Here is a 20,519-nt window from a genome sequence, read left to right as displayed (position 1 = left end):
ACGGTTCAGGTGGGCGGCAACCCAAATCGTGTGGCAAATACCACAGCGAAACCGCCCAAATCGGTCAGCCTGTCGTTCGAGGTCCGATCCGCTATCGACACCTCTTCGCTCCGCCCGGCGGATAGCCTGGATCGGTGACTCTCTCGCCCCCCGCCGACCAGTACTTCCTCTCCGGCACGTTCAACTTCCGCGACACCGGCGGGCTGCGCACCCACGATGGCGCCAAGGTCCGCCCCGGCGTCCTGCTGCGCTCGGCTCAGCTCAGCGGCCTGGATGACGCGGGCCATGCCGGGCTGCGCGAACTGGGCGTCAGCGTCGTCCACGACCTGCGCGGACAGCGCGAGATCGACCATATCGGCGCCGACCGGCTGCCCGCGGACGTCCGGCTGACCATCACGCCGTTCGACTCCCGGATGGCCGAGGCGCCGCCGCACGAGGCGACCGCGCGGACCGCCTACGCGCACATGCTCGAGGTCTACCGGATGTTCCCGGCGCTGCCGGAGGCGCACGCCGCCATCGCCTCGCTCGCCGAGTCCATCCTGCGTGGCGAAGGCGCCGTGCTGGTGCACTGCGCGGCGGGCAAGGACCGCACCGGCTGGGCCGTCGCGACGCTGCTGCGCGCGGTGGGCGTCATCGAGGCCGACGTCCAGGCCGACTACCTGCTCAGCAACGGCGCCGTCCCGGCGCTGCGCGCCCTCATGACGACGAAACTGCTGGCCGGTGAGGAACTCTCGATCGACCTGCTCGGCGTGCGCGACGAATACCTGGACATCGCCACCGCGTCGATGCGCGAGTTGCACGGCGACCTGGACGGCTATCTCGCCGCCATCGGGCTGACGCCCGCTCTCCTGGCGCGACTGCGCGATCGAATGCTGGAGTGAGACCGCGTCATTCGGCGGGCACCGCGCCCCTGCGCACCAAACCGTCGGCATCGATCGTCACCTGATCGCCGGTGTGGAACCACGTTCCGGTGAATCGCGCCGCGGTCGTGGTGGGATCGTTCCAGTAGCGCGGCGTGACGTTCGGCCCGCGACACAGCAACTCACCGTGCCCCGCCCGCGCGCGCGGGCCCCAGAGCGCCAATTCCGTTCCGCCGAACGGGAATCCGAGCACCCCTGTCGCGTCGGGCGAGTCTTCCTGCTCGGCGTCGTCCACCGCAAGACCGATGCCGCTGGTCTCGGTCGCACCCCACACCGACCACTGCCGGGCCGCGGGGAACACGCCGCGCAGTTCGGCCGTCAGGTCGACCGGAGCGACCGGCGACGCGGCGCGTTCGGCCCGGTGACCGGCCTTGCTGATCCGCGCGATGCCCTCGGTGCACAGCCCCTCGGCGCGCAGTTCCGCGAGTTCGGGCAGCAGGCCCGCGAAGATCCGCGGAGTCGCGGAGACCATGTCGATCCGCTCGGCGGTGATGGCCTCGGCCATGCCGCGGGTGTCCCGGGTGAGGACCACGGTGCCGCCGACGGCGAAGGTCGGCAACAGCTGGTCGACGCAGCCGCTGGCGTGCGCCAACGGCAGGAGCACCAGGTTGCGCAGGCCGTCGGTCGGCAGGTCGAGCGCCGCGACCACCGAGCGCACGGCGGAGAGCAGATTCTCGTTGGTCAGCTCCACCCCTTTGGGCGTGCACGTCCCGCTCGTGTAGGACAGCAGCGCCAGGTCGCCCAGCGCCGCGCCGTCATCGATGTAGGCGGCCCCGTCGGGCAGTTCGGTCTCGGCGCCCTGGTGGCCGAGCACGAAATCGGCACGGCTGTCGGCGATCACGCGCTCGGCCACCGCGTCGGGCAGCCCGTCGTGCACCAGCACGGGCACCGCACCGCTGAGCAAGGCGCCGAGGAATGCCTGCACCCACCGGACGCCGGAAGGCATGTGAACGGCGACCCGGTCGCCGTATCCGATCCCGTGCTCCTGCAAGCCGCCCGCGATCCGGGAGGCCGAATGCCACAGCTCCCGGTAGGTCAGGCGCGGGCCGCCGACCTCGACCACGGCTTCGCGGGTACCGAAGGCGTGCACTTGCAGATCCAGCAGTTCGGTCAGCGCGGGCGTGAGGTTTCCGTAGCGCAGCACTCCGTCGGCGCCGCGGGCTAGCGGGTTGTCCCAGACGTGCGGGCCGGTGAGGGGATATTCGACGAGCAACTGCGACATTCGTCCTCCGCGTGCCTCGAGGTATCAGGCACTGCGACTATATGACGCATGTCACAACTTCGCTGGAATAGGCGATGAACGTGTCCCAGCTGTCACCGGCCCGCGTAGCGAGCCTTCCCCGGACCCTGCTCGAGGAAACTGCGCACCCCGCCCTTCAGGTCCTCGGTGTCGAACAACACCCCGGACACCTCGGGCGTCACCGAATCCGCGTGTGCCACACCGCCGGAACGCCACGCCTCGATGATCTTCTTGGTCGCCGCGTTGGCCTTCGTCGGTCCCTCGGCCAGCCGGTGGGTCAGTGCGCGCGCCGCGGCGTCGACGTCCTCGTGCACGGCGTTGACCACGCCCCACTCGGCCATGGTCGCCGCGTCGTAGAGATCGCCGGTCATCACGAACTCGCGGGCCCGGCCCGAGCCCGCGCGTTCGGCCAGACGCTGCGGGCCGCCCATCGACGGGGTCAGCCCGACCACGATCTCCACCAACCCGAACTTCGCCTTCGGCGCCGCGAGCAGGATGTCGCAGGCGAGGGCGATCTCGAAGGCGGCGGTCAGGGTCAGCCCGTGCGCGGCGAACACCACCGGGCACGGCAGCGCCTCCAGCGGATGGATGATCTGCGCGAACAACGTGCGCCACAATTCGGCGCCCTGCTCCGGGGTCAAGCCGTCGAAGACGTGCACGTCGACGCCGCCGGACACCACCTTGCCCTCCGCGCGCAGCAGCAGGGCGCGCGGCGGCCGCGCCGACAGCTCGGCGATGTCGGCGATCAGCGCGTCCAGCATCGACCGGTCGAAGAGGTTGAGCGGCGGGTGGGCGAGCGTGAGGGTCGCCACCTCCGCCCCGCCGTCGGTGAAGTCGCGTTCCAGGCGGGTGGCCTTCGTTTCACTCATCCGGTCAGCGTACGAGGTCGATCTGGAAGACTGTCGATGTGACCAAGTCGGCCAGTGCAAGCGGTTCCTACGTCGAGCCCGGCGAGTTCAAGAGGGACACGAACTACATCACCACCCGGATCACGGCCGACGGCCGCGACGGCTACCCGGTCGAGCCGGGGCGCTATCGGCTGGTCGCGGCCCGCGCCTGCCCGTGGGCCAACCGGACGCTGATCGTGCGCCGTCTGCTCGGGCTCGAACCGGTGCTCTCCCTCGGCCTGTGCGGACCCACGCACGACAAGCTCAGCTGGACCTTCGATCTGGACCCCGGCGGCGTCGACCCGGTGCTCGGCATCCCCCGGTTGCGCGACGCCTATCTGGCCCGGTTCCCGGACTACCCGCGGGGCATCACCGTGCCCGCCGTCGTGGACGTGCCAACCGGGCAGGTCGTCACCAACGACTACGCGCAGATCACCCTCGACTTCTCCACCGAATGGACCGAGCATCACCGGCCCGGCGCGCCACAGCTGTACCCCGAGCCGCTGCGCGCCGAGATCGACGAGGTGAACCTCGCGGTGTTCCGCGACGTCAACAACGGCGTCTACCGCTGCGGGTTCGCCGGGGCGCAGGACGCCTACGACGCCGCCTACGACCGGCTCTTCCGCCGCTTGGACTGGCTGTCCGAACGCCTTGCCGCGCAACGGTATCTGGTCGGCGACACCATCACCGAGGCCGACGTGCGGCTGTTCACCACGCTGGTCCGGTTCGACGCGGTGTACCACGGCCACTTCAAGTGCAACCGGTCCAAGCTCACCGAGATGCCGGTGCTGTGGGCGTACGCGCGCGATCTGTACCAGACCCCCGGATTCGGCGACACCATCGACTTCGGGCAGATCAAGACGCACTACTACGTCGTGCACCGGGACATCAACCCCACCGGGATAGTTCCCAAGGGCCCCGACCTGTCGAACTGGCTGACCCCGCACGGCCGGGAGGCGCTGGGCGGCATGCCGTTCGGCGACGGAACCCCGCCGCCCCCTCCGCCGTTGGGCGAACGCGTGCCCGCGATCCACGCCCCCGAGTAGCAGCGCACCCGTCCGGGTCGAAAGCGCGGCAGCCGCCGGTGGAACCGATGCGGCTGGGTACTTCGTTGTCATGACGAGCTGACGGCAACCGGTGCCATACAGTTCTACCCAGCAGACCGGAAGAGGAGGATGCCGCCGATGCTCAAAGGCGCGTTCGAGAAGACGGTGGTCGAGCTGCTCGACACCGGGTCCCGCCTGCAGGCCCCCGCGGTCGCCAAATACGTGGACCGAATCCGCCGCTCCCATCCGGAGGAAAGCCCAGCGCAGATCATCGAGCGGCTGGAGAAGCAGTACCTGCTCGCGGTGACCGGCAGCGGCAGCGCGGTGGGCGCGACCGCCGCCTTCCCCGGCGTCGGCACCGTCGCGGCCATCGCGGCGGTGAGCGCGGAGACCACCTTCTTCATGGAGGCCTCCGCGGTGTTCACCCTGGCGGTGGCCTCGGTGCACGGCATCACCCCGGAGGACCAGGAGCAACGCAGGGCGCTGGTGCTGGCGGTCGTGCTGGGCGAGAGCGGCATGCAGATCGTGCAGAAGAGCGTCGGCAGCTCCGCGAAGAACTGGGGCACGGCCTTCGCCAACCGCATCCCCGGACTGTCGAGCATGAACGACTCGCTGCTGAAGCGGTTCATCGTCCGGTTCATCACCAAGCGCGCCGCTCTGATGGCGGGCAAGGTGCTGCCCGCCGGCATCGGCGCCGTGATCGGCGGCGCGGGCAACCGGGCGCTGGGCAAGGCCACGATCACCAACGCGCGCAAGGCATTCGGGCCTCCGCCCGCCACCTGGCCCGGGCACCTGGTCATCGACGCCGAACCGCTTACCGCGATCGACCCGGCGAAGCCGCGCCCGCCGGCCACGCCACGATGAGCGGGACGCGGCCGATCGCGTTCGCGGTCCGTGGCCTGACCAAGCGGTACGAGCTGGCGACCGCGCTGACGGACGTCAGCTTCACCGTGCCCTCCGGCACCGTCGCCGCGCTGGTGGGTCCGCGCGGCGCGGGCAAGACCACGATCCTGCGGGTGCTGCTCGGGCTGCTCGTTCCCACCGCCGGAACCGCGTCCGTCGGCGGGCCCGGTTCCCGGCGGGACGGCGCGGGCTCCGCGGCTGTGATCGGCGGCGTTCTCGCGCCACGCGGCCTGCATCCGGCCCACACCGCACGAGATCACCTCTGGATCTACGCCGCCGCGGCGCGCGTCGCCGACAGCCGGGTGACCGAGGCGCTCGAGCTGGTGGGCCTGGACGAACACGCCTCGACGAAGATCGGCGTTCTGTCGATCGGGCAGCAGACCAGGCTGGCCCTGGCCACCGCGTTGCTCGGCGATCCCCCGCTGCTGGTGCTCGATGAGCCGATGGAGGGGCTGGACACCGCAGAACGCGGCTGGCTGCAGGACTTCCTGCGCAGGCATACCCGTCGCGGCGGCAGCGTCCTGTTGACCAGCGAGAGTCTCGGCGCCGTCCTGCCCGCCGCGGACCAGTTGGTCGTGCTGAACGAAGGCGCGGTGGTGTACCAGGGCACGCCGGCGCGGTTGCGGCGCGGGCATCCGGACCGGCTGGTCGTCGCCGCGTCCACCCCGATCGCGTTGGCGACCATGCTCGCGGCTCGCGGATTCACCGACGCGGTGATCCGGCCGGACGGTCGCCTCGCCGTCGCCGAGGCGACCGAAGCGCAGATCAGAACGGCGGCCACCGCGGCGCAGGTGCGAATCGATAGCATCGTGCCCGACCCGATCCACCCCGACCGCGTGCTGGCGTCGCTGACCAAGCCCACCGCCGCGCCCGCGCCGCACTATCCGGGCCTCGCCGCGCCCGGCGCCCAGCCACCCTCGCCGATGCCCTACGGAATCCCACGATGATCGCCATCCTGCCCGCGGACCTGGTGCCGAACGTCAACTCCGAGGTGCGCAAGGTCGTCACGATGCCGCGCGGACGGACGCTCGCCGCCGCGCTGCTCGCCGTGGCACTGTTCGCGAGCCTGGTGTCGGCGAGCCTGGCCGGACCGCCGGATCCGCGCGGCCAACCGGCCACGGGCGCTGCGACGATCGGGCTCTACGTGGGCCTGGCGCTGGTCGTGCTGGCGGCCGCCGTCTTCGGCGCGGTGGCGACCGGGGCGGAGTACCGGTATCACAGCATGGCCGTGACCACACTGTTCAGCGGCGACCGCGATCGGCTCGCGGCCGCGAAGTTCCTGGTCATCGGATGCTGCGCGCTGGCGGCTGCGGTCGCTGTCGAACTGGTGTCGGTCGCCGCGCTGTTCGGCGCCGGGCGGAGCAAATTCGCCGTCACCGGGGAGTTCTTCGCGGTGCTCGGCGGCGGGCTGCTCGCGGCGGTCTGCTGGTCGCTGATCGGCGCGAGCGCAGGCATCCTGCTGCGGTCCTCGACCAGGGCGGTGTCGCTGCTGCTGGGCTGGATCGTGCTCGCCGAACCGCTGATCTGGCTGATCGCGCGTGGTCTCGGCATCCCGGGTGTCGTCACCGTGCTGCCCGTCTCCGCCACCGTCGGCACGGTGGCGGTCGGCTCCTATCCCGACAGCGACGTGCTCGCCCCCGCACCGGCCGCCGTCGTGGTCCTTCTGCTGTGGAACATCGGGCTCGGCGCCGCGAGCTGGTGGAGCCTGCGCACCCGCGACCTGTGATGAACGGCCGGTAGGGAACAACGGCTTGTCGGTCGGTGTCGGTACCGTCGATGACGAACGCGGTACGACAAAGGGGGCGAGCGCACGACGTGGACGGGGGAAGCAGACCGGGCTGGATACGCAGGCTGTGGGCCGAATGCCTACCGCACCGCGCGGTGCTCGCCGGGCTCGCGGCGGCGGTGCTCGGCGGCGCGATCGTCGAGACCGCGGGGCCGCTGCTGACCAAACGGGCCGTCGACGCGGCGGGGATCGGTGATGTGGCGGCGATCAGCGCCGTCGCCTGGCTGATCGTCGTCCTGGCCGTCAGCCGATCCGCGGCCGGATTCGGGCGGCGCTGGCTGGCCGGGCGGCTGTCCCTGGACGTGCAGCACTCGTTGCGGGTGCACCTGCTCGGCGCATTGCAACGGCTCGACGGCGTCGGACAGGACACGCTGCGCACCGGGCAGGTGGTGTCCCGATCGATCACCGATCTCCAGTTGGTCCAAGGTCTGCTGGCGATGGTGCCCCTGTCCGGTATGGCGCTGCTGGAATTCGGGCTCGCCGCCGCGGTCATGACCTGGCTGTCCCCGCCGCTGGCCGCCGTCGCGCTGCTGGTGGTGCCCGCGATCGGCCTGGTCGTCTACCGGATGCGGCCGCGCCTGCACGCGGCGACCTGGTCGGCGCAGCAGCGTGCCGCCGATCTCGCTCAGCACGTCGAGGAGACGGTCACCGGCGTGCGGGTGGTCAAGGGCTTCGGTCAGGAAGCGCGGATGGTCGATCTGCTGGAGCGGCACGGTCGCAAGCTGTTCGCGGAGCGGATGCGCGCCGCGCGGATCGACGCCGGATTCGCGCCGACCGTCGCGACGATCCCGCAGCTGGGGATGGTCGCGGTGATCGCGCTCGGCGGCCTGCTCGCACTGCACGGCAGCATCGGCATCGGCACCTTCGTCGCGTTCGCCGCCTATGTCGCCGTGATGACCGGCACCGCGCGGATCCTCTCCTCGGTGATCGTCATGGCCCAGCTGACCAGGGCGGCGGCCGAGCGGGTATTCCAAGTGATCGACACCGCGCCGGTCATCGCCGACCCCGAGCGGCCCGCGGAGCTGCCGGACGGACCGCTCGGCATCGAGATCGACGCCTTGACGTTCGGTTTCGATCCCGACCGTCCCGTACTGCGCGAACTGGACCTGCGCGTGCGGCCCGGCGAGACGGTGGCGGTCATCGGTCCGGCGGGCTCGGGCAAGTCCACCCTCGCCCTGCTGCTCCCCCGGTTCTACGCACCGGACGCGGGCAGCATCCGGCTGTTCACCGGCGCCCCGGCGCACGCGGGCGCGAGCGACGCGTTCGCGCGCGCAAGTTCGCCTGCCGGGACCAGTTCCGCCGAAACCACGGGCGTCGACATCGCCGACGTGCGCGCCGCCGACCTGCGGGCCGCGATCGGCGTCGTCTTCGACGATCCGTTCCTGTTCTCCGACACCATCGCGGCCAATATCGCGCTGGGGCGGCCGGAGGCCACCGACGAGGAGATCAGGCAGGCCGCCGTCCAGGCCGCGGCCGACGAGTTCATCACCGAGCTGCCCGACGGCTACGACACGGTGGTCGGCGAGCGCGGCCTCACCCTCTCCGGCGGCCAGCGCCAGCGGATCGCGCTGGCCAGGACGCTGTTGGCCCGCCCGCGCATCCTGGTGCTCGACGACGCAACCTCCGCCGTGGACGCGGTGACCGAGGCCGCGATCTTCGACGCGCTACCCGACCGCGGCGGACGGACCACGCTGATCCTCGCGCATCGGGAATCCACGCTGGCCCACGCCGATCGCGTGATCCGGTTGCCCGCACCGGCCGGGCACCTCGCGCCCGAGCCGCACGTGGACGCGGCCCCGGCCGCCAAGGGGCGAGCGCCGGACAGCTCCGCCGGTCGCCGCTTCGGCAGCGCGGCGGCCGATATCAGCGAGACCCCCGAGCTGCGCCGCACTATCGAACTCCTGCCACCCGCCACCGAGCAGCCGGGCATGGACGCGCAGCGGCTGCGCGAGCCGGATCCGCGTTTCCGGCTCGCCCGCCTGCTGCGCCCCGTCCGCCGGTTGGTGCTGACCGTGATGGCGCTGCTGGCCGCGGACGCGGCAATCGCGATCGCCTTCCCGCCGCTGGTGCGCTACGCGATCGACGGCGGCGTGCTCGGCGGCGACGCCGCAGCGCTGGTCCGCGCGACGCTGCTCGGCACGGTTCTGGCCGCGGCGGGCTGGGCGGTCGGCGCGGCCACCACGCTGCTCACCGCGCGCACCGGGGAACGGGTGCTGTTCGCCCTGCGCGTCCGCAGCTTCGCGCATCTGCAACGGCTCGGCCTGGACTACTACGAACGGGAACTGTCCGGGCGGATCATGACGCGGATGACCACCGACGTCGACGCGCTGTCGACCTTCCTGCAGACCGGAGTCGCCACCACCCTGGTCGGCCTGCTGACGCTGGTCGGCATCACGGTGGCGTTGCTGGTCATCGACGTCTCCCTGGCTCTCGTCGTGCTGGCGACGGTGCCCGCCCTGTTGATCGCGACGGTGCTGTTCCGCCGGGTTTCCTCCACCGCCTACACCGTGTCGCGCGAGCACGTGTCCGCGGTCAACGCCGACTTCCAGGAGAACGTCACCGGTTTGCGGGCGGTGCAGGCCAATCGGCACGAGCCGCGGGCCGCCCGTCGCTTCGCGGAATACTCGCAGCGCTACCGCAACAGCCGGTTGCGCGCCCAGCGGGCGATCGCGCTGTACTTCGCGTTCGTCGTGGGATGGGCCGATGTCGCGTTGGCGGCGGTGGTGTTCTTCGGTGCGCGTGATGTCGCCTCCGGTGCGACCAGCGCGGGAACCCTGATCGCGTTCGTGCTGTATCTGGAGCTGCTGTTCGTGCCGATCCTGCAGTTGTCCCAGGTCTTCGACAGCTACCAGCAGGCCAGGGTCGGCCTGCGCCGGATCGGGGACCTGCTGCGCACGCCCTCCTCGATCGCCGCCGATCCGGCCGACCCGGTGCCCATCGGGGCGAGGCTGCGCGGCGAGGTGGCGTTCGATGACGTTCGCTTCCACTACGCGGGCAGTCACATTCCGGCGCTGGACGGCGTCTCGCTGCGCATACCAGCGGGTTCCACCCTCGCCCTGGTCGGGCCGACCGGGGCCGGAAAGTCGACCGTGGTCAAGCTGCTGGCCCGGCTGTACGACCTGCCGCCCGATCCGGGCGGTCGCACGCGGCGCGGGCCCGCCGCCGTGGCGAAGAACGGAGCCTCGGCGGATCCGGTGGCCCCCGGCGCGATCCGGGTGGACGGCGCCGATGTGCGCGACTACCGCCTCGCCGACTACCGCGCGCGGCTGGGCATCGTCCCCCAGGAAGCTCACCTGTTCACCGGGGACGTGGCGAGCAACATTGCATTCGGGAAACCATCCGCGACCCCGGAGGAGATCGCCGCGGCAGCCGCGGCGGTGGGTGCGGCGGAGATGATCGCCGCGCTCCCGCTCGGGATGCACCAGCCGGTCGGCGAGCGCGGCCGCGGCCTGTCGGCCGGGCAACGGCAACTGATCGCGCTCGCCCGCGCCGAACTGGTCGCTCCGGACTTGCTGCTGCTCGATGAGGCCACCGCCACCCTGGACCCGGATACCGAGGCGTCGGTGCTGGCAGCGAGCCGATCGCTGACCCGGGACCGCACCACGGTGATCGTCGCGCACCGGCTCGGCACGGCCGCTCGCGCCGACCGGATCGCCGTGGTCGACCACGGGCGGATCGTGGAATTCGGCCCGCACGCCGAGCTGCTCGCGGCGGGCGGACCGTATGCCCGGCTATGGGCAGTGGCAGCGGCGTCGGAGGGAATATTCTCGGGTGACGACGGGTCGTCACCAATAGGGTCGGGGGTGTCGGGTGGTCAGTGAATCCGCCGATTTGCTGCTGGGCCTATCCTCAGATAGGGCGCATCGGCGCGCAATCCGCTGATCCCCGTGCCGGGCACGTCACAAACGTCGCAGCGCGAAGAACGAAATGAGGCGAACACCTGCTGTGAGCAGCTCAACTTCCCAGTTCGGACAGAACCAGTGGTTAGTCGACGAGATGTATCAGAAGTTCAAACAGGATCCATCCTCGGTCGACGAGAGCTGGCACGAGTTCCTGGCCGACTACACGCCTGACACGAGTGGCGACACCGGCAACAGCCAGCCCGCCCCCGCGCCCGCGCAGGCTGCCGCTCCCGCCCCGGCTCCAGCGGCCGCCAAGCCCGCCGCCAAGCGCAACGACGCCAGCCCCGCGGCCCCGAAAGCGCCCGCACCGGCCGCCGCCAAGCCCGCCCCGGCCGCCGCCAAACCGGCCGCGGTGACCACGCGCGCTCCGCAGACGACCCCGGCGCCGACGTCGAACGCCGCGCCGACCTCCGGCCCGAAGCAGGCCGACACCGCCGCCGACGAGTCCAAGGTGCTGCGCGGCGCCGCCGCCGCGGTGGCGAAGAACATGTCCGCCTCGCTGAGCATCCCCACCGCCACCAGCGTGCGCGCCATTCCGGCCAAGCTGATGATCGACAACCGCTTGGTCATCAACAACCACCTCGCCCGCACCCGGGGCGGCAAGATCTCCTTCACCCACCTGCTCGGCTACGCCATCGTGCAGGCGGTCAAGGCGTTCCCGAACATGAATCGGCACTACGCCGAGATCGACGGCAAGCCGAACGCGGTCACCCCCGCGCACACCAACCTCGGCCTGGCCATCGACCTGCCCGGCAAGGACGGCAGCCGGTCGCTGGTCGTCGCGGCCATCAAGGGTTGCGAGGCGATGACCTTCGGGCAGTTCCACACCGCTTACGAGGACATCGTCCGCCGCGCCCGCGACGGCAAGCTCACCGCCGAGGACTTCTCCGGCGTCACCATCTCGCTGACCAACCCGGGCACCATCGGCACCGTGCACTCGGTGCCGCGCCTGATGAACGGTCAGGGCGCGATCATCGGCGCGGGCGCGATGGAGTACCCCGCCGAGTTCCAGGGCATGAGCGACGAGCGCATCGCCGATCTGGGCGTCGGCAAGCTGATGACGCTCACCTCCACCTATGACCACCGCATCATCCAGGGCGCGGAGTCGGGCGACTTCCTGCGCACCATCCACCAGCTGCTGATCGCCGACGAGTTCTACGACGAGATCTTCCACGGTCTCGGCGTACCGTACGAGCCGGTCCGCTGGCGCAAGGACGTCCGCGAGCGCGGCGTCGACAAGAGCGCGCGCGTGCTGGAGATGATCGCGGCCTACCGCAACCGCGGCCACCTGATGGCCGACACCGATCCGCTGCGCCTGGTCAAGGACAAGTTCCGCAGCCACCCGGACCTGGACGTCACCCAGCACGGCCTGACCCTGTGGGATCTGGACCGCACGTTCAACGTGGCGGGCTTCCACGGCCAGGAGCGGATGAAGCTGCGCGACGTGCTGTCCGTTCTGCGCGACGCCTACTGCCGCCACGTCGGCGTGGAGTACACGCACATCCTGGACGTGGAGCAGCTGCGCTGGATCCAGGACCGGGTCGAGCAGAAGCACGCGAAGCCGACGGTCGCGCAGCAGAAGTACATCCTGAACCGGCTCAACGCGGCCGAGGCGTTCGAGACCTTCCTGCAGACCAAGTACGTCGGGCAGAAGCGCTTCTCGCTGGAGGGCGCCGAGGCCGTCATCCCGATGATGGACGCCGTCATCGACCAGTGCGCCGAGCACAGCCTCGACGAGGTCGTCATCGGCATGCCGCACCGCGGCCGGCTCAACGTGCTGGCCAACATCGTCGGCAAGCCCTACTCGAAGATCTTCACCGAGTTCGAGGGCAACATGAACCCGGCCGCCACCCACGGCTCCGGTGACGTGAAGTACCACCTCGGCGCGCAGGGCACCTACCTGCAGATGTTCGGCGACAACGAGATCGAGGTCTCGCTCACCGCCAACCCCTCGCACCTGGAGGCGGTGGACCCGGTCCTCGAGGGCCTGGTCCGCGCCAAGCAGGACCTGCTGGACAAGGGCGACGGCCCGGAGGGCTTCTCCGTCGTGCCGCTCATGCTGCACGGCGACGCCGCGTTCGCCGGTCAGGGCGTGGTCGCCGAGACGCTGAACCTGGGCGGCCTGCGCGGCTACCGGGTCGGCGGCACGATCCACATCGTGGTGAACAACCAGATCGGCTTCACCACCGCTCCGGAGAACAGCCGCTCCACCGAGTACTCCACCGACATCGCGAAGTTCATCGGCGCGCCGATCTTCCACGTCAACGGCGACGACCCGGAGGCCTGCGACTGGGTGGCGCGTCTGGCGGTCGACTTCCGGCAGAAGTTCCGCAAGGACGTCGTCATCGACATGATCTGCTACCGCCGTCGCGGCCACAACGAGGGCGACGACCCGTCGATGACCCAGCCGTACATGTACGACGTCATCGACACCAAGCGCTCGGTCCGCAAGGCGTACACCGAGAGCCTGATCGGCCGTGGCGACATCTCGCTGAAAGAGGCCGAGGACGCCCTGCGCGACTACCAGGGCCAGCTGGAGCGGGTGTTCAACGAGGTCCGCGAGCTGGAGAAATACTCGCCGGGGCCGAGCGAATCGGTCGAAGGCGACCAGCCGGTGCCCGCCTCCGTGGTGACGGCTGTGGACAAGTCCATCCTGCAGCGCATCGGCGACGCGTTCCTCAACGTGCCCGACGGCTTCAACGTGCACCCGCGCGTCAAGCCGGTGCTGGAGAAGCGCCGCGAGATGGCCTACGAGGGCAAGGTCGACTGGGCCTTCGCCGAGCTGCTCGCGTTCGGCACGCTGATCGACGAGGGCCGCGCGGTGCGCCTGACCGGTCAGGACTCCCGTCGCGGCACCTTCACCCAGCGTCACGCGGTGATCATCGACCGCAAGACCGCCGACGAGTACACCCCGCTGCACAACATCGGCAGCGAGAACCCCGGCTGGTTCGCCGTGCACGACTCGGCGCTGAGCGAGTTCGCCGCCGTCGGCTTCGAATACGGCTACTCGCTGGGCAACCCCAATGCGCTGGTGTTGTGGGAAGCGCAGTTCGGTGACTTCGTCAACGGCGCGCAGTCGATCATCGACGAGTTCATCTCCTCCGGTGAGGCCAAGTGGGGCCAGCTCTCCGACGTCGTGCTGCTGCTACCGCACGGCCACGAGGGCCAGGGCCCGGACCACACCTCCGGCCGCATCGAGCGCTTCCTCCAGCTGTGCGCGGAGGGCTCGATGACCGTCGCGGTGCCGTCCACCCCGGCCAACTACTTCCACCTGCTGCGCCGCCACGCACTCGACGGCATCCGCCGCCCGCTGATCGTCTTCACCCCGAAGTCGATGCTGCGCAACAAGGCCGTGGTCTCGGACCTGAAGGACTTCACCGAGAGCAAGTTCCGCTCCGTCTTCGACGAACCCGCCTACGAGCAGGGCGTCGGCGACCGCGGCAAGGTCAAGCGCGTCCTGCTGACCAGCGGCAAGCTCTACTACGAGCTGGCCGCCGAAAAGGCCAAGCAGAAGCGCGAAGACATCGCCATCGTGCGAATCGAGCAGCTCTACCCGCTGCCCGTCCGCCGCCTGAACGAGGCCCTGGAGGGCTACCCCAACGCCACCGATCTGGCGTGGGTCCAGGAGGAACCGGCCAACCAGGGCGCCTGGCCCTTCTTCGGCCTCAACCTCCCCGAAACCCTCCCCGCCCGCTTCGCCAACACGAAGCTGCGCCGCATCTCCCGCCGAGCCATGTCGGCCCCGTCCTCGGGGTCCAGCAAGGTCCACGCGGTGGAACAGGCGGAGATCATCGCGGAGTCGTTCGAACCGACGAGTTAGTTTCCTGCTGTGACGCCGGCCCGGATCGCTCAATCCTTTGAGCGATCCGGGCCGGTTTCGTTCTGCGGGATTGAGTTCTAGGACGTTCGAACAAGGTTTCAGGGCTGCGGGACAGGTCGTTGGCTCTCCCGATCGCTGCTCACGCCTCGAACAAGCTGGGTCGCAACCGTGTTCGGGGCCGGTGATCGTCCGGTGGCGATCGGCCTGTCAGGCCCGGTCGTGGAGAGTGATCTGGTAGCCGTCGGGGTCGGCGAAGGTGAATGTCCGACCGAAAGGGCCGTCGATCGGTGCGGAGACGATGGTGTGACCGTCGGCGACGAGAGCATCGTGAATGGCCTGGACGTCTGTGGCGTGCAGCCAGATCGCGGCGCCGATGCCGGGCTGAGCGGCGGATGCGAGATCAGTGCCGGGAACGACGTCGCGGAGTGCGAACGCGATCGGCTTCGTCTCGAAGACGACGGCGTGCGGAGGTCCGGTCTGCGAGCGGACGAGGCCGAGGTACTGCTCGTAGAACGCCTGCGAGGCGTCGAGGTCGCGCGCTTGCAGCGAGATGAAGTCGGGGCCGGTGGCGGGCATGATGATGCTCCTTTCTTATGTGTCAGTTTTCTGACACAGATCAAGCTATGTCAGGATACTGACATGAGTCAAGACGGTGTCGGCGTCGACCTCGAGACGTCACTGGGCTACCTGCTGAAAGAGGCGTCGAGCGCCCTCCGCGCGGCCATGGAGGAGGTGCTGCGGCCGCTCGGGATGAGCGTGACGCACTACTCCTGCCTCGAACTGCTGGCGCAACGACCGGGTTTGTCGAACTCCGAACTCGCGCGCGGCGCGTTCGTGACCCGGCAGACGATGAACGTGCTGCTCCAGACCCTGGAACGCGAGGGCTACGTGACCAGGCCCGCGGAGGCACCTGTCGGGAAGGTTCTTCCCACGCGGCTCACCCCTCGCGGACGACGGAGTCTCCAGAAGGCGACCGTAGCGGTCCGGTCCGTCGAGGTCAGAATGCTGGCCGGCCTGACCGAGACCGAGCAGGCAGACGCGTTCCGGATCCTGCGGAGCATGATCCATTCCCTGCGCGATGGCAACGACCGCGCATAGCTTGTTCGCCGGCGCACGTCTCGTCGCGCTCGGATAGGAGCGCAGCCGAGCGTGAAATCCGTGCGAGCGAACGACGGACCCAACTACACCCTCTTCTGCGATGAGCCGGTGAAGCACTGCGACATGTGCGCTGACCTCGATCGGCATGGTTACCATCGGACGCGATGCACGTTGACTTGATGCTCGATTCACTCGATGGGCTGTCTGTGGGGGACGCGCTGGGTGCGGAGTTCCCCATCATGGGCCGGTCGATTCCCGATCTTCGCGCGGGCAATCTCCCTGCGCGACAGTGGGGGTGGACCGACGACACCGAAATGGCCTGCACGGTGGTCGCTCAGCTCTCCAGTCACGGTGCGATCGAACAGGATCGGCTTGCCGCCGCCTTCGCGCGACGGTTCGACCCGCGCCGCGACTACGGCTTCCTGGCGGTCGACACGTTGCGTCGAATCCGCAACGGCGTGCACTGGCGGGAGGCGGCCGGAGTCGCGTTCGATGGCCAGGGATCCTGCGGCAACGGTGCGGCCATGCGGGTTGCCCCGCTGGGCGCCTTCTACGCCGACGATCCGGACAAGATCGCCGCCGAAGCGGCGCGGTCGGCGCGGGTGACACATCTGCATCCCGAAGGCGTCGCCGGCGCGGTGGCGGTAGCACTCGCGGCTGGTCAGGCCGCTCATGCCCGCCTGACCGGGAAGCGGCCGACATCGGACGATTTCATCACCACCATCATCGACCGCCTCGACGACGGTGAGACCAGCCGACTGATTCGCCGTGCTCGCACTTTGCTCGGAGCCTCCGCGAAGGACGCCGCGGAGGAACTCGGCAACGGATCTTTGGTCACCGCACAGAACACGGTGCCGTTCACGATTTGGGTAGCCGCAACGCATTTGGCCGATTACCCGGCCGCAATTGCCACATGTATCGCGGCGGATGGAGATATCGACACCACGAGCGCCATCGTCGGCGGCATCGTCGGCGCCTACACCGGCATCGGAATCCGCCCCGATCCGATCGCCGGGGTGCCGCATGCCTGGCTTGCCGCCCGAGAACCGTTGCCCGACTGGTTCAACACGCCCCTTCGAACACGACGCAAGAAATCCGCGTTCCCTCGCGTTCGAAAATGGCTGTCCGGCGCGTCGTGAGCACGCCAGTCGTAAGTGCCGGGTCCTCATACGGTTGCCACTGCCACCAGCCCGACGGCTTAGTGATTCGGCGGATCGCCGCGCTACGAAACCTCCGCGCTATCCGGCGACTCGAACCTTTCCGCGCTGGCGCCGTCAGCGCGGCCGGTTACCTAGTGCGTCGAACACTAAGCGCCCGGCAAGGTCGCATACTACCCGCCGTCCGCGCCCCCGGCGCGTAGACGACTTCGCCATTCGCCTCGCGCCACGTGCCCGCATCGAGAGCCCCGCCTGGAACTCGCCTCCCACAGAAGCCGTTAGAGACGTCAACCCAAAAATTTGTCTTGCCCAACGATATACACTATGCTTTGCTTATGTACAACGAGGGGGATAGCACGGTTTCCAGCATTGATCGTTCCGAGAATCAATTCAGGGAGTCCCTCGTTAAATATGATCCCCTAACGGTGGTGCAGCGACACATAACCTCGGGTAGTTGCATCATGTTACCCGAGGAACAATACACTGAGCTGAAGCAACGGATATCCTCCCACCTCGAAGTTCATCACTCCTCCATATTGGTCGTCGGCTCAGCAAAATTAGGGTTCTCCATAGCGCCAGCGAAAAGATGGATGCGTTTTAGTGAGCGAAGCGACCTAGACGTCGCGATCGTCTCATCTGAGCTATATATTGCCGTTTGGAAGGAGCTTGCTGCACTTGTCAGTACAGATCCTGTTCTGGATTGGCCGTCAAGAAAGAAATTTCGCTTCCTGGACCGCAAACTGCACGGCTGGATCAGACCTGACTTACTCCCACGCTCAGCGGCATTACCACTGGCTGACGAGTGGTTCGAATACTTCAGGCAGCTGACCGCTAGCGGCGACTGCGGCCCATACAAAATCACTGCTGGCTTATATTTCGACATGTACTTTCTGGAAGCGTATCAATCACGCGCAGTGAGCAGCTGCCGATCGAACTGAGGGGACTTATGCGAACCGCCGCTACCAATCGCAGACTTCGAATGATACTGACTGGCGTCAGAGAGTCCAGACTTGTTCCAAACCCAGCATTCCAACGAAGGCTGGTCTGGTCCAACCGAAATAAGGCAGCATTTCTCCGAACCGTGCTCGAAGGCATGCCATTCCCTGAAATTTTTATCGCGGCAGGTCAAGTGGACCCAGATACCGGCGAGGGCACTGAGCTGATCGTAGACGGCCAACAACGCGTAACTACGCTATTCCAATATTTCATTGGTTCCCCTGACTTGAGATTGACCGCAGACGTGCCCGCCTATTCCGATCTTTCACAAGATAAAAAGCTGGCCTTTCTTGAATACGAGGTCGTGGTGCGGGACCTTGGCGCTCTGACCGAAGATCAGACGCGCGAATTGTTCTATAGAATAAATTCCACTTCTTACGCTTTGAATGCAATGGAAGTCAATAATGCTCGCTTCGACGGCGAGCTCAAGCAATTTTGCGATCGATTGAGCGAAAAGCAATTCTTTTCGTCTCGCTCAGTTTTCAACTCCACCGATGCCAAGCGCATGAACGATGTCAGATGGTGTTTGACCCTCGTAATCACCCTACTTTCTACCTATTTCAACCGAGACAGCGAGCACGAGTCGTATCTTGCGCGATACAATGATGAGTTTCCCGAGGGAAATCGGACGCTCGTGCAGCTGGAGAAAGTATTCAAATATGTAGACGAAATCGACTTCGACACAAGTTCTCGCGTTTGGCAGAAGACGGATCTGTTCACCCTTCTAGTCGAACTGCATAGGGTGATCGAGTTGATCCATCAATGCGGAACGTCACAAGAGGTAGGCTCACGTCTCGAGTCTTTCTATTCTAAGGTAAACAGGATCGCCCGAGGAGATTCCCAAGTGCGGGACGACGCAGCATCGGAATATTTCGCAGCCACACGATCAGGAGCCAACGATCGTTCAAGCAGAATCAGGCGTGGCCGCGTCATAAATACGGTTCTCCTCGGCAAGCCGTTCGAACGTGAAGCAACACTTTTTTGAAAATATCTCGAATCCTGCTCCTGCCGTCTGCTGGCTCCATCTTAGTCCTGCTGGCGACAGGGGCGGGCTGATGAGAGACATCAGCGCGGCGGAGGTGAGTGCGTCTGGGACCCGCCCTAATTCTATACTCCAGAAATTGTTAAGCGGCTCAATCTGCCAAACTTCGACGGCAACTTGGGCCGCGGGATTTCCGACACATCCACTCAGTGGCCGCTCGCATCTTTCATCAGTGCCGATGCTAAGTCAGCGTCGTCGTCGACAACTTCAACCGCAGGGCGCCCATCAAGCGTCGCCGCAGTGCTAACAAGCGTCGCACCCTCCCGCCCTGCGAACGAGCCCTGCAGCAGTTCGCCCTGATATACGGCAAGCGCAGCACCGAACACACCGACTAGTGAAATTGGGAACCGATCGCCTTTACTAACGAGTCTTTTTGACAGTTTCTTTAGCACTTGGGGTTGAACGGAGTGCACAAAGGCAAAAGGTTCATGCGGCCTGGGGTTTCCGTGACCGGTGGCGGTGGCGGAACTGCCTCGGTGGTGGGCGCGGGAGCTTGCGTCGGTTGCACAGCGCCGCCCGTGGGCGAGCAGGAGGCCGCCAGGATCCAGATCACCCCGATGACGAGCACGATCAGTGCCACCGCGGCGATCTGTTGTGAGCGGTGGCCGCGTGGCTTCGATTTCTCGGAGGCGCGGCCGGGGATACGTGCGGACAGTGCGGTGATCTGGTCGCGAACCGCTGTCCGTGGACGCTCTAGCACCGCGGTCGGTGTGGGACGGCGCAGTGGCCGCGGTTCGGGGGTGGGTGTGGACCACGCGGCGGGCGGGCTCGGCTGAGGTTCCGGGGCCGGGCGCGGGCGCAGCGGGCGGGACCGGCTCGGCTGAGGTTCGGGGGTCGGGCGCGGACGCAGCGGGCGGGACCGGCTCGGCTGAGGTTCCAGGGCCGGGCGGGCAAGGGCGGGCTCGATCCACGACGACCAACTGTCCGTGAACGACGACGATGCGGGGGCCGATCGCGCGGCCGGATCGAAATCCTCGTCGGCGGGGAGAAGTTCAGGTTCAGTTCGTTCCGGTGAAGTGGGCTCAGCTGCGGCGGGGGGTATCGATGCCACGTACCCGGTCGCGAAGCGTTCCCGCACAGAGGAATTCGGCTCGGCGTCTTCCTGCGCGAACCTCGCCGCGAGGCGGCCTTCGAAGCGAGGCGGCTCCGGATGATGATCTTCTGGCACATCGGGCTCGGCGTCCGCGCGAGCGGATGCCGACCGATGCTCCCCTTCGCCGGCATATGAATGCGCTGTCGCGTCCGACGAGGCGGGCGGTGGGGGCTCCGGCGCGAGGAATTCCGGTGCAAAAGGATCTGATTCGGCAGGTTGCGTCCCCGCCGGGGCAGCGGGCACCTCCGGGGGATGCGACTCGAACGCGTCCTGGCCACCGTCTGGAACAGCCGCGGTCTCGAGCGGCTGCGGAGCCGTCGACGATGACAGGTAGACTTGCGATGCTCTTTCAGCACCCGATTGCGTCGGCGAAACAACCTCCGAACCCGCGCACTCCCCGGAACCAGCTCCGACACCCGATCGCGTCGGCGAAACAACCTCCGAACCCGCGCACTCCCCGGAACCAGCTCCGACACCCGATCGCGTCGGCGAAACAACCTCCGAACCCACGCGCTCCCCGGAACCAGCTTCAGCACCCGATCGCGTCGGCGAAACAACCTCCGAACCCACGCGCTCCCCGGAACCAGCTTCAGCACCCGATCGCGTCGGCGAAACAACCTCCGAACCCA

Annotated in this window: 14 protein-coding genes; 11 read left to right on the top strand and 3 right to left on the bottom strand. The window is 67.8% G+C overall.

Features of this window, described 5'->3' with window-relative positions; genetic code table 11:
- Positions 1-134: 134 nt before the first annotated feature.
- Entirely contained in the window at positions 135-881 is a 747-nt protein-coding gene (locus tag ABZ552_RS17465; protein ID WP_281877821.1) for a tyrosine-protein phosphatase, read from the top strand.
- 7 nt (positions 882-888) lie between these two features.
- Here the strand turns inward: ABZ552_RS17465 and ABZ552_RS17460 are convergent, their stop codons facing one another.
- Positions 889-2,142: an AMP-binding protein gene (locus ABZ552_RS17460; RefSeq protein ID WP_281877820.1), complete on the bottom strand. Its 1,254-nt coding sequence runs from the start codon at positions 2,140-2,142 to the stop codon at positions 889-891.
- Between the two features lie 92 nt (positions 2,143-2,234).
- Entirely contained in the window at positions 2,235-3,029 is a 795-nt protein-coding gene (locus tag ABZ552_RS17455; RefSeq protein ID WP_281877819.1) for an enoyl-CoA hydratase/isomerase family protein, read from the bottom strand.
- Between the two features lie 38 nt (positions 3,030-3,067).
- Between ABZ552_RS17455 and ABZ552_RS17450 the strand changes: the two genes are divergently transcribed.
- The 6 genes from ABZ552_RS17450 (at position 3,068) to ABZ552_RS17425 (ending at position 14,504) form a co-directional block, all read left to right on the top strand.
- Positions 3,068-4,093, top strand: a complete 1,026-nt coding sequence (locus ABZ552_RS17450) for a glutathione S-transferase C-terminal domain-containing protein (RefSeq protein WP_281877818.1) — start codon at positions 3,068-3,070, stop codon at positions 4,091-4,093.
- Between the two features lie 138 nt (positions 4,094-4,231).
- Positions 4,232-4,957, top strand: coding sequence for a hypothetical protein (locus ABZ552_RS17445; protein WP_281877817.1), 726 nt, complete (start codon positions 4,232-4,234; stop codon positions 4,955-4,957).
- Positions 4,954-5,943 (top strand): ATP-binding cassette domain-containing protein, encoded by a 990-nt coding sequence (locus ABZ552_RS17440; protein ID WP_281877816.1) that lies wholly within the window; start codon positions 4,954-4,956, stop codon positions 5,941-5,943. The genes ABZ552_RS17445 and ABZ552_RS17440 overlap by 4 nt, the downstream gene beginning before the upstream one ends.
- Positions 5,940-6,722 (top strand): ABC transporter permease, encoded by a 783-nt coding sequence (locus ABZ552_RS17435; protein ID WP_281877815.1) that lies wholly within the window; start codon positions 5,940-5,942, stop codon positions 6,720-6,722. The genes ABZ552_RS17440 and ABZ552_RS17435 overlap by 4 nt, the downstream gene beginning before the upstream one ends.
- Positions 6,723-6,772: 50 nt before the next feature.
- The gene (locus ABZ552_RS17430) at positions 6,773-10,603 is read left to right on the top strand and encodes an ABC transporter ATP-binding protein (RefSeq protein WP_281877814.1); all 3,831 of its coding nucleotides are present in this window, start codon (positions 6,773-6,775) and stop codon (positions 10,601-10,603) included.
- 106 nt (positions 10,604-10,709) lie between these two features.
- Positions 10,710-14,504 carry a multifunctional oxoglutarate decarboxylase/oxoglutarate dehydrogenase thiamine pyrophosphate-binding subunit/dihydrolipoyllysine-residue succinyltransferase subunit gene (locus ABZ552_RS17425; RefSeq protein WP_281877813.1) on the top strand — a complete coding sequence of 1,265 codons (3,795 nt, stop codon included), beginning with the start codon at positions 10,710-10,712 and terminating at the stop codon, positions 14,502-14,504.
- A 207-nt stretch (positions 14,505-14,711) separates the two neighbouring features.
- On the opposite strand, the gene ABZ552_RS17420 is transcribed toward ABZ552_RS17425, so the two are convergent.
- Positions 14,712-15,080 (bottom strand): VOC family protein, encoded by a 369-nt coding sequence (locus ABZ552_RS17420; protein ID WP_281877811.1) that lies wholly within the window; start codon positions 15,078-15,080, stop codon positions 14,712-14,714.
- A gap of 63 nt (positions 15,081-15,143) precedes the next feature.
- On the opposite strand from ABZ552_RS17420, the gene ABZ552_RS17415 reads away from it, so the two are divergent.
- The 4 genes from ABZ552_RS17415 to ABZ552_RS17400 all read left to right on the top strand — a co-directional run bounded on the left by ABZ552_RS17415 (position 15,144) and on the right by ABZ552_RS17400 (position 18,740).
- The gene (locus tag ABZ552_RS17415; RefSeq protein WP_281877810.1) at positions 15,144-15,602 is read left to right on the top strand and encodes a MarR family transcriptional regulator; all 459 of its coding nucleotides are present in this window, start codon (positions 15,144-15,146) and stop codon (positions 15,600-15,602) included.
- 164 nt (positions 15,603-15,766) lie between these two features.
- Positions 15,767-16,741, top strand: coding sequence for an ADP-ribosylglycohydrolase family protein (locus tag ABZ552_RS17410; protein ID WP_357438213.1), 975 nt, complete (start codon positions 15,767-15,769; stop codon positions 16,739-16,741).
- 353 nt (positions 16,742-17,094) lie between these two features.
- A complete protein-coding gene (locus ABZ552_RS17405) occupies positions 17,095-17,697 on the top strand; it encodes a hypothetical protein (protein ID WP_357438210.1) in 603 nt (200 codons plus the stop codon).
- Positions 17,698-17,705: 8 nt separating this feature from the next.
- Complete coding sequence (locus tag ABZ552_RS17400) at positions 17,706-18,740, top strand: DUF262 domain-containing protein (RefSeq protein WP_357438207.1); 1,035 nt, start codon at positions 17,706-17,708, stop codon at positions 18,738-18,740.
- Positions 18,741-20,519: the final 1,779 nt, after the last annotated feature.

The organism is Nocardia sp. NPDC019219 (assembly GCF_040632645.1).
Lineage (GTDB): Bacteria > Actinomycetota > Actinomycetes > Mycobacteriales > Mycobacteriaceae > Nocardia > Nocardia sputorum.
Note: the sequence above shows the minus strand (reverse complement) of the source record. Positions and strands in the feature narration are given on the sequence as shown.

Bases quoted from the DNA above. Each gene is read 5' to 3' on its own strand.
- ABZ552_RS17460 (WP_281877820.1), bottom strand. From the start codon at position 2,142: ATGTCGCAGTTGCTCGTCGAATATCCCCTCACCGGCCCGCACGTCTGG.
- ABZ552_RS17455 (WP_281877819.1), bottom strand. From the start codon at position 3,029: ATGAGTGAAACGAAGGCCACCCGCCTGGAACGCGACTTCACCGACGGC.
- ABZ552_RS17445 (WP_281877817.1), top strand. From the start codon at position 4,232: ATGCTCAAAGGCGCGTTCGAGAAGACGGTGGTCGAGCTGCTCGACACC.
- ABZ552_RS17440 (WP_281877816.1), top strand. From the start codon at position 4,954: ATGAGCGGGACGCGGCCGATCGCGTTCGCGGTCCGTGGCCTGACCAAG.
- ABZ552_RS17435 (WP_281877815.1), top strand. From the start codon at position 5,940: ATGATCGCCATCCTGCCCGCGGACCTGGTGCCGAACGTCAACTCCGAG.
- ABZ552_RS17430 (WP_281877814.1), top strand. From the start codon at position 6,773: ATGACGAACGCGGTACGACAAAGGGGGCGAGCGCACGACGTGGACGGG.
- ABZ552_RS17425 (WP_281877813.1), top strand. From the start codon at position 10,710: ATGAGGCGAACACCTGCTGTGAGCAGCTCAACTTCCCAGTTCGGACAG.
- ABZ552_RS17420 (WP_281877811.1), bottom strand. From the start codon at position 15,080: ATGCCCGCCACCGGCCCCGACTTCATCTCGCTGCAAGCGCGCGACCTC.
- ABZ552_RS17415 (WP_281877810.1), top strand. From the start codon at position 15,144: ATGAGTCAAGACGGTGTCGGCGTCGACCTCGAGACGTCACTGGGCTAC.
- ABZ552_RS17410 (WP_357438213.1), top strand. From the start codon at position 15,767: ATGCACGTTGACTTGATGCTCGATTCACTCGATGGGCTGTCTGTGGGG.
- ABZ552_RS17405 (WP_357438210.1), top strand. From the start codon at position 17,095: ATGTACAACGAGGGGGATAGCACGGTTTCCAGCATTGATCGTTCCGAG.
- ABZ552_RS17400 (WP_357438207.1), top strand. From the start codon at position 17,706: ATGCGAACCGCCGCTACCAATCGCAGACTTCGAATGATACTGACTGGC.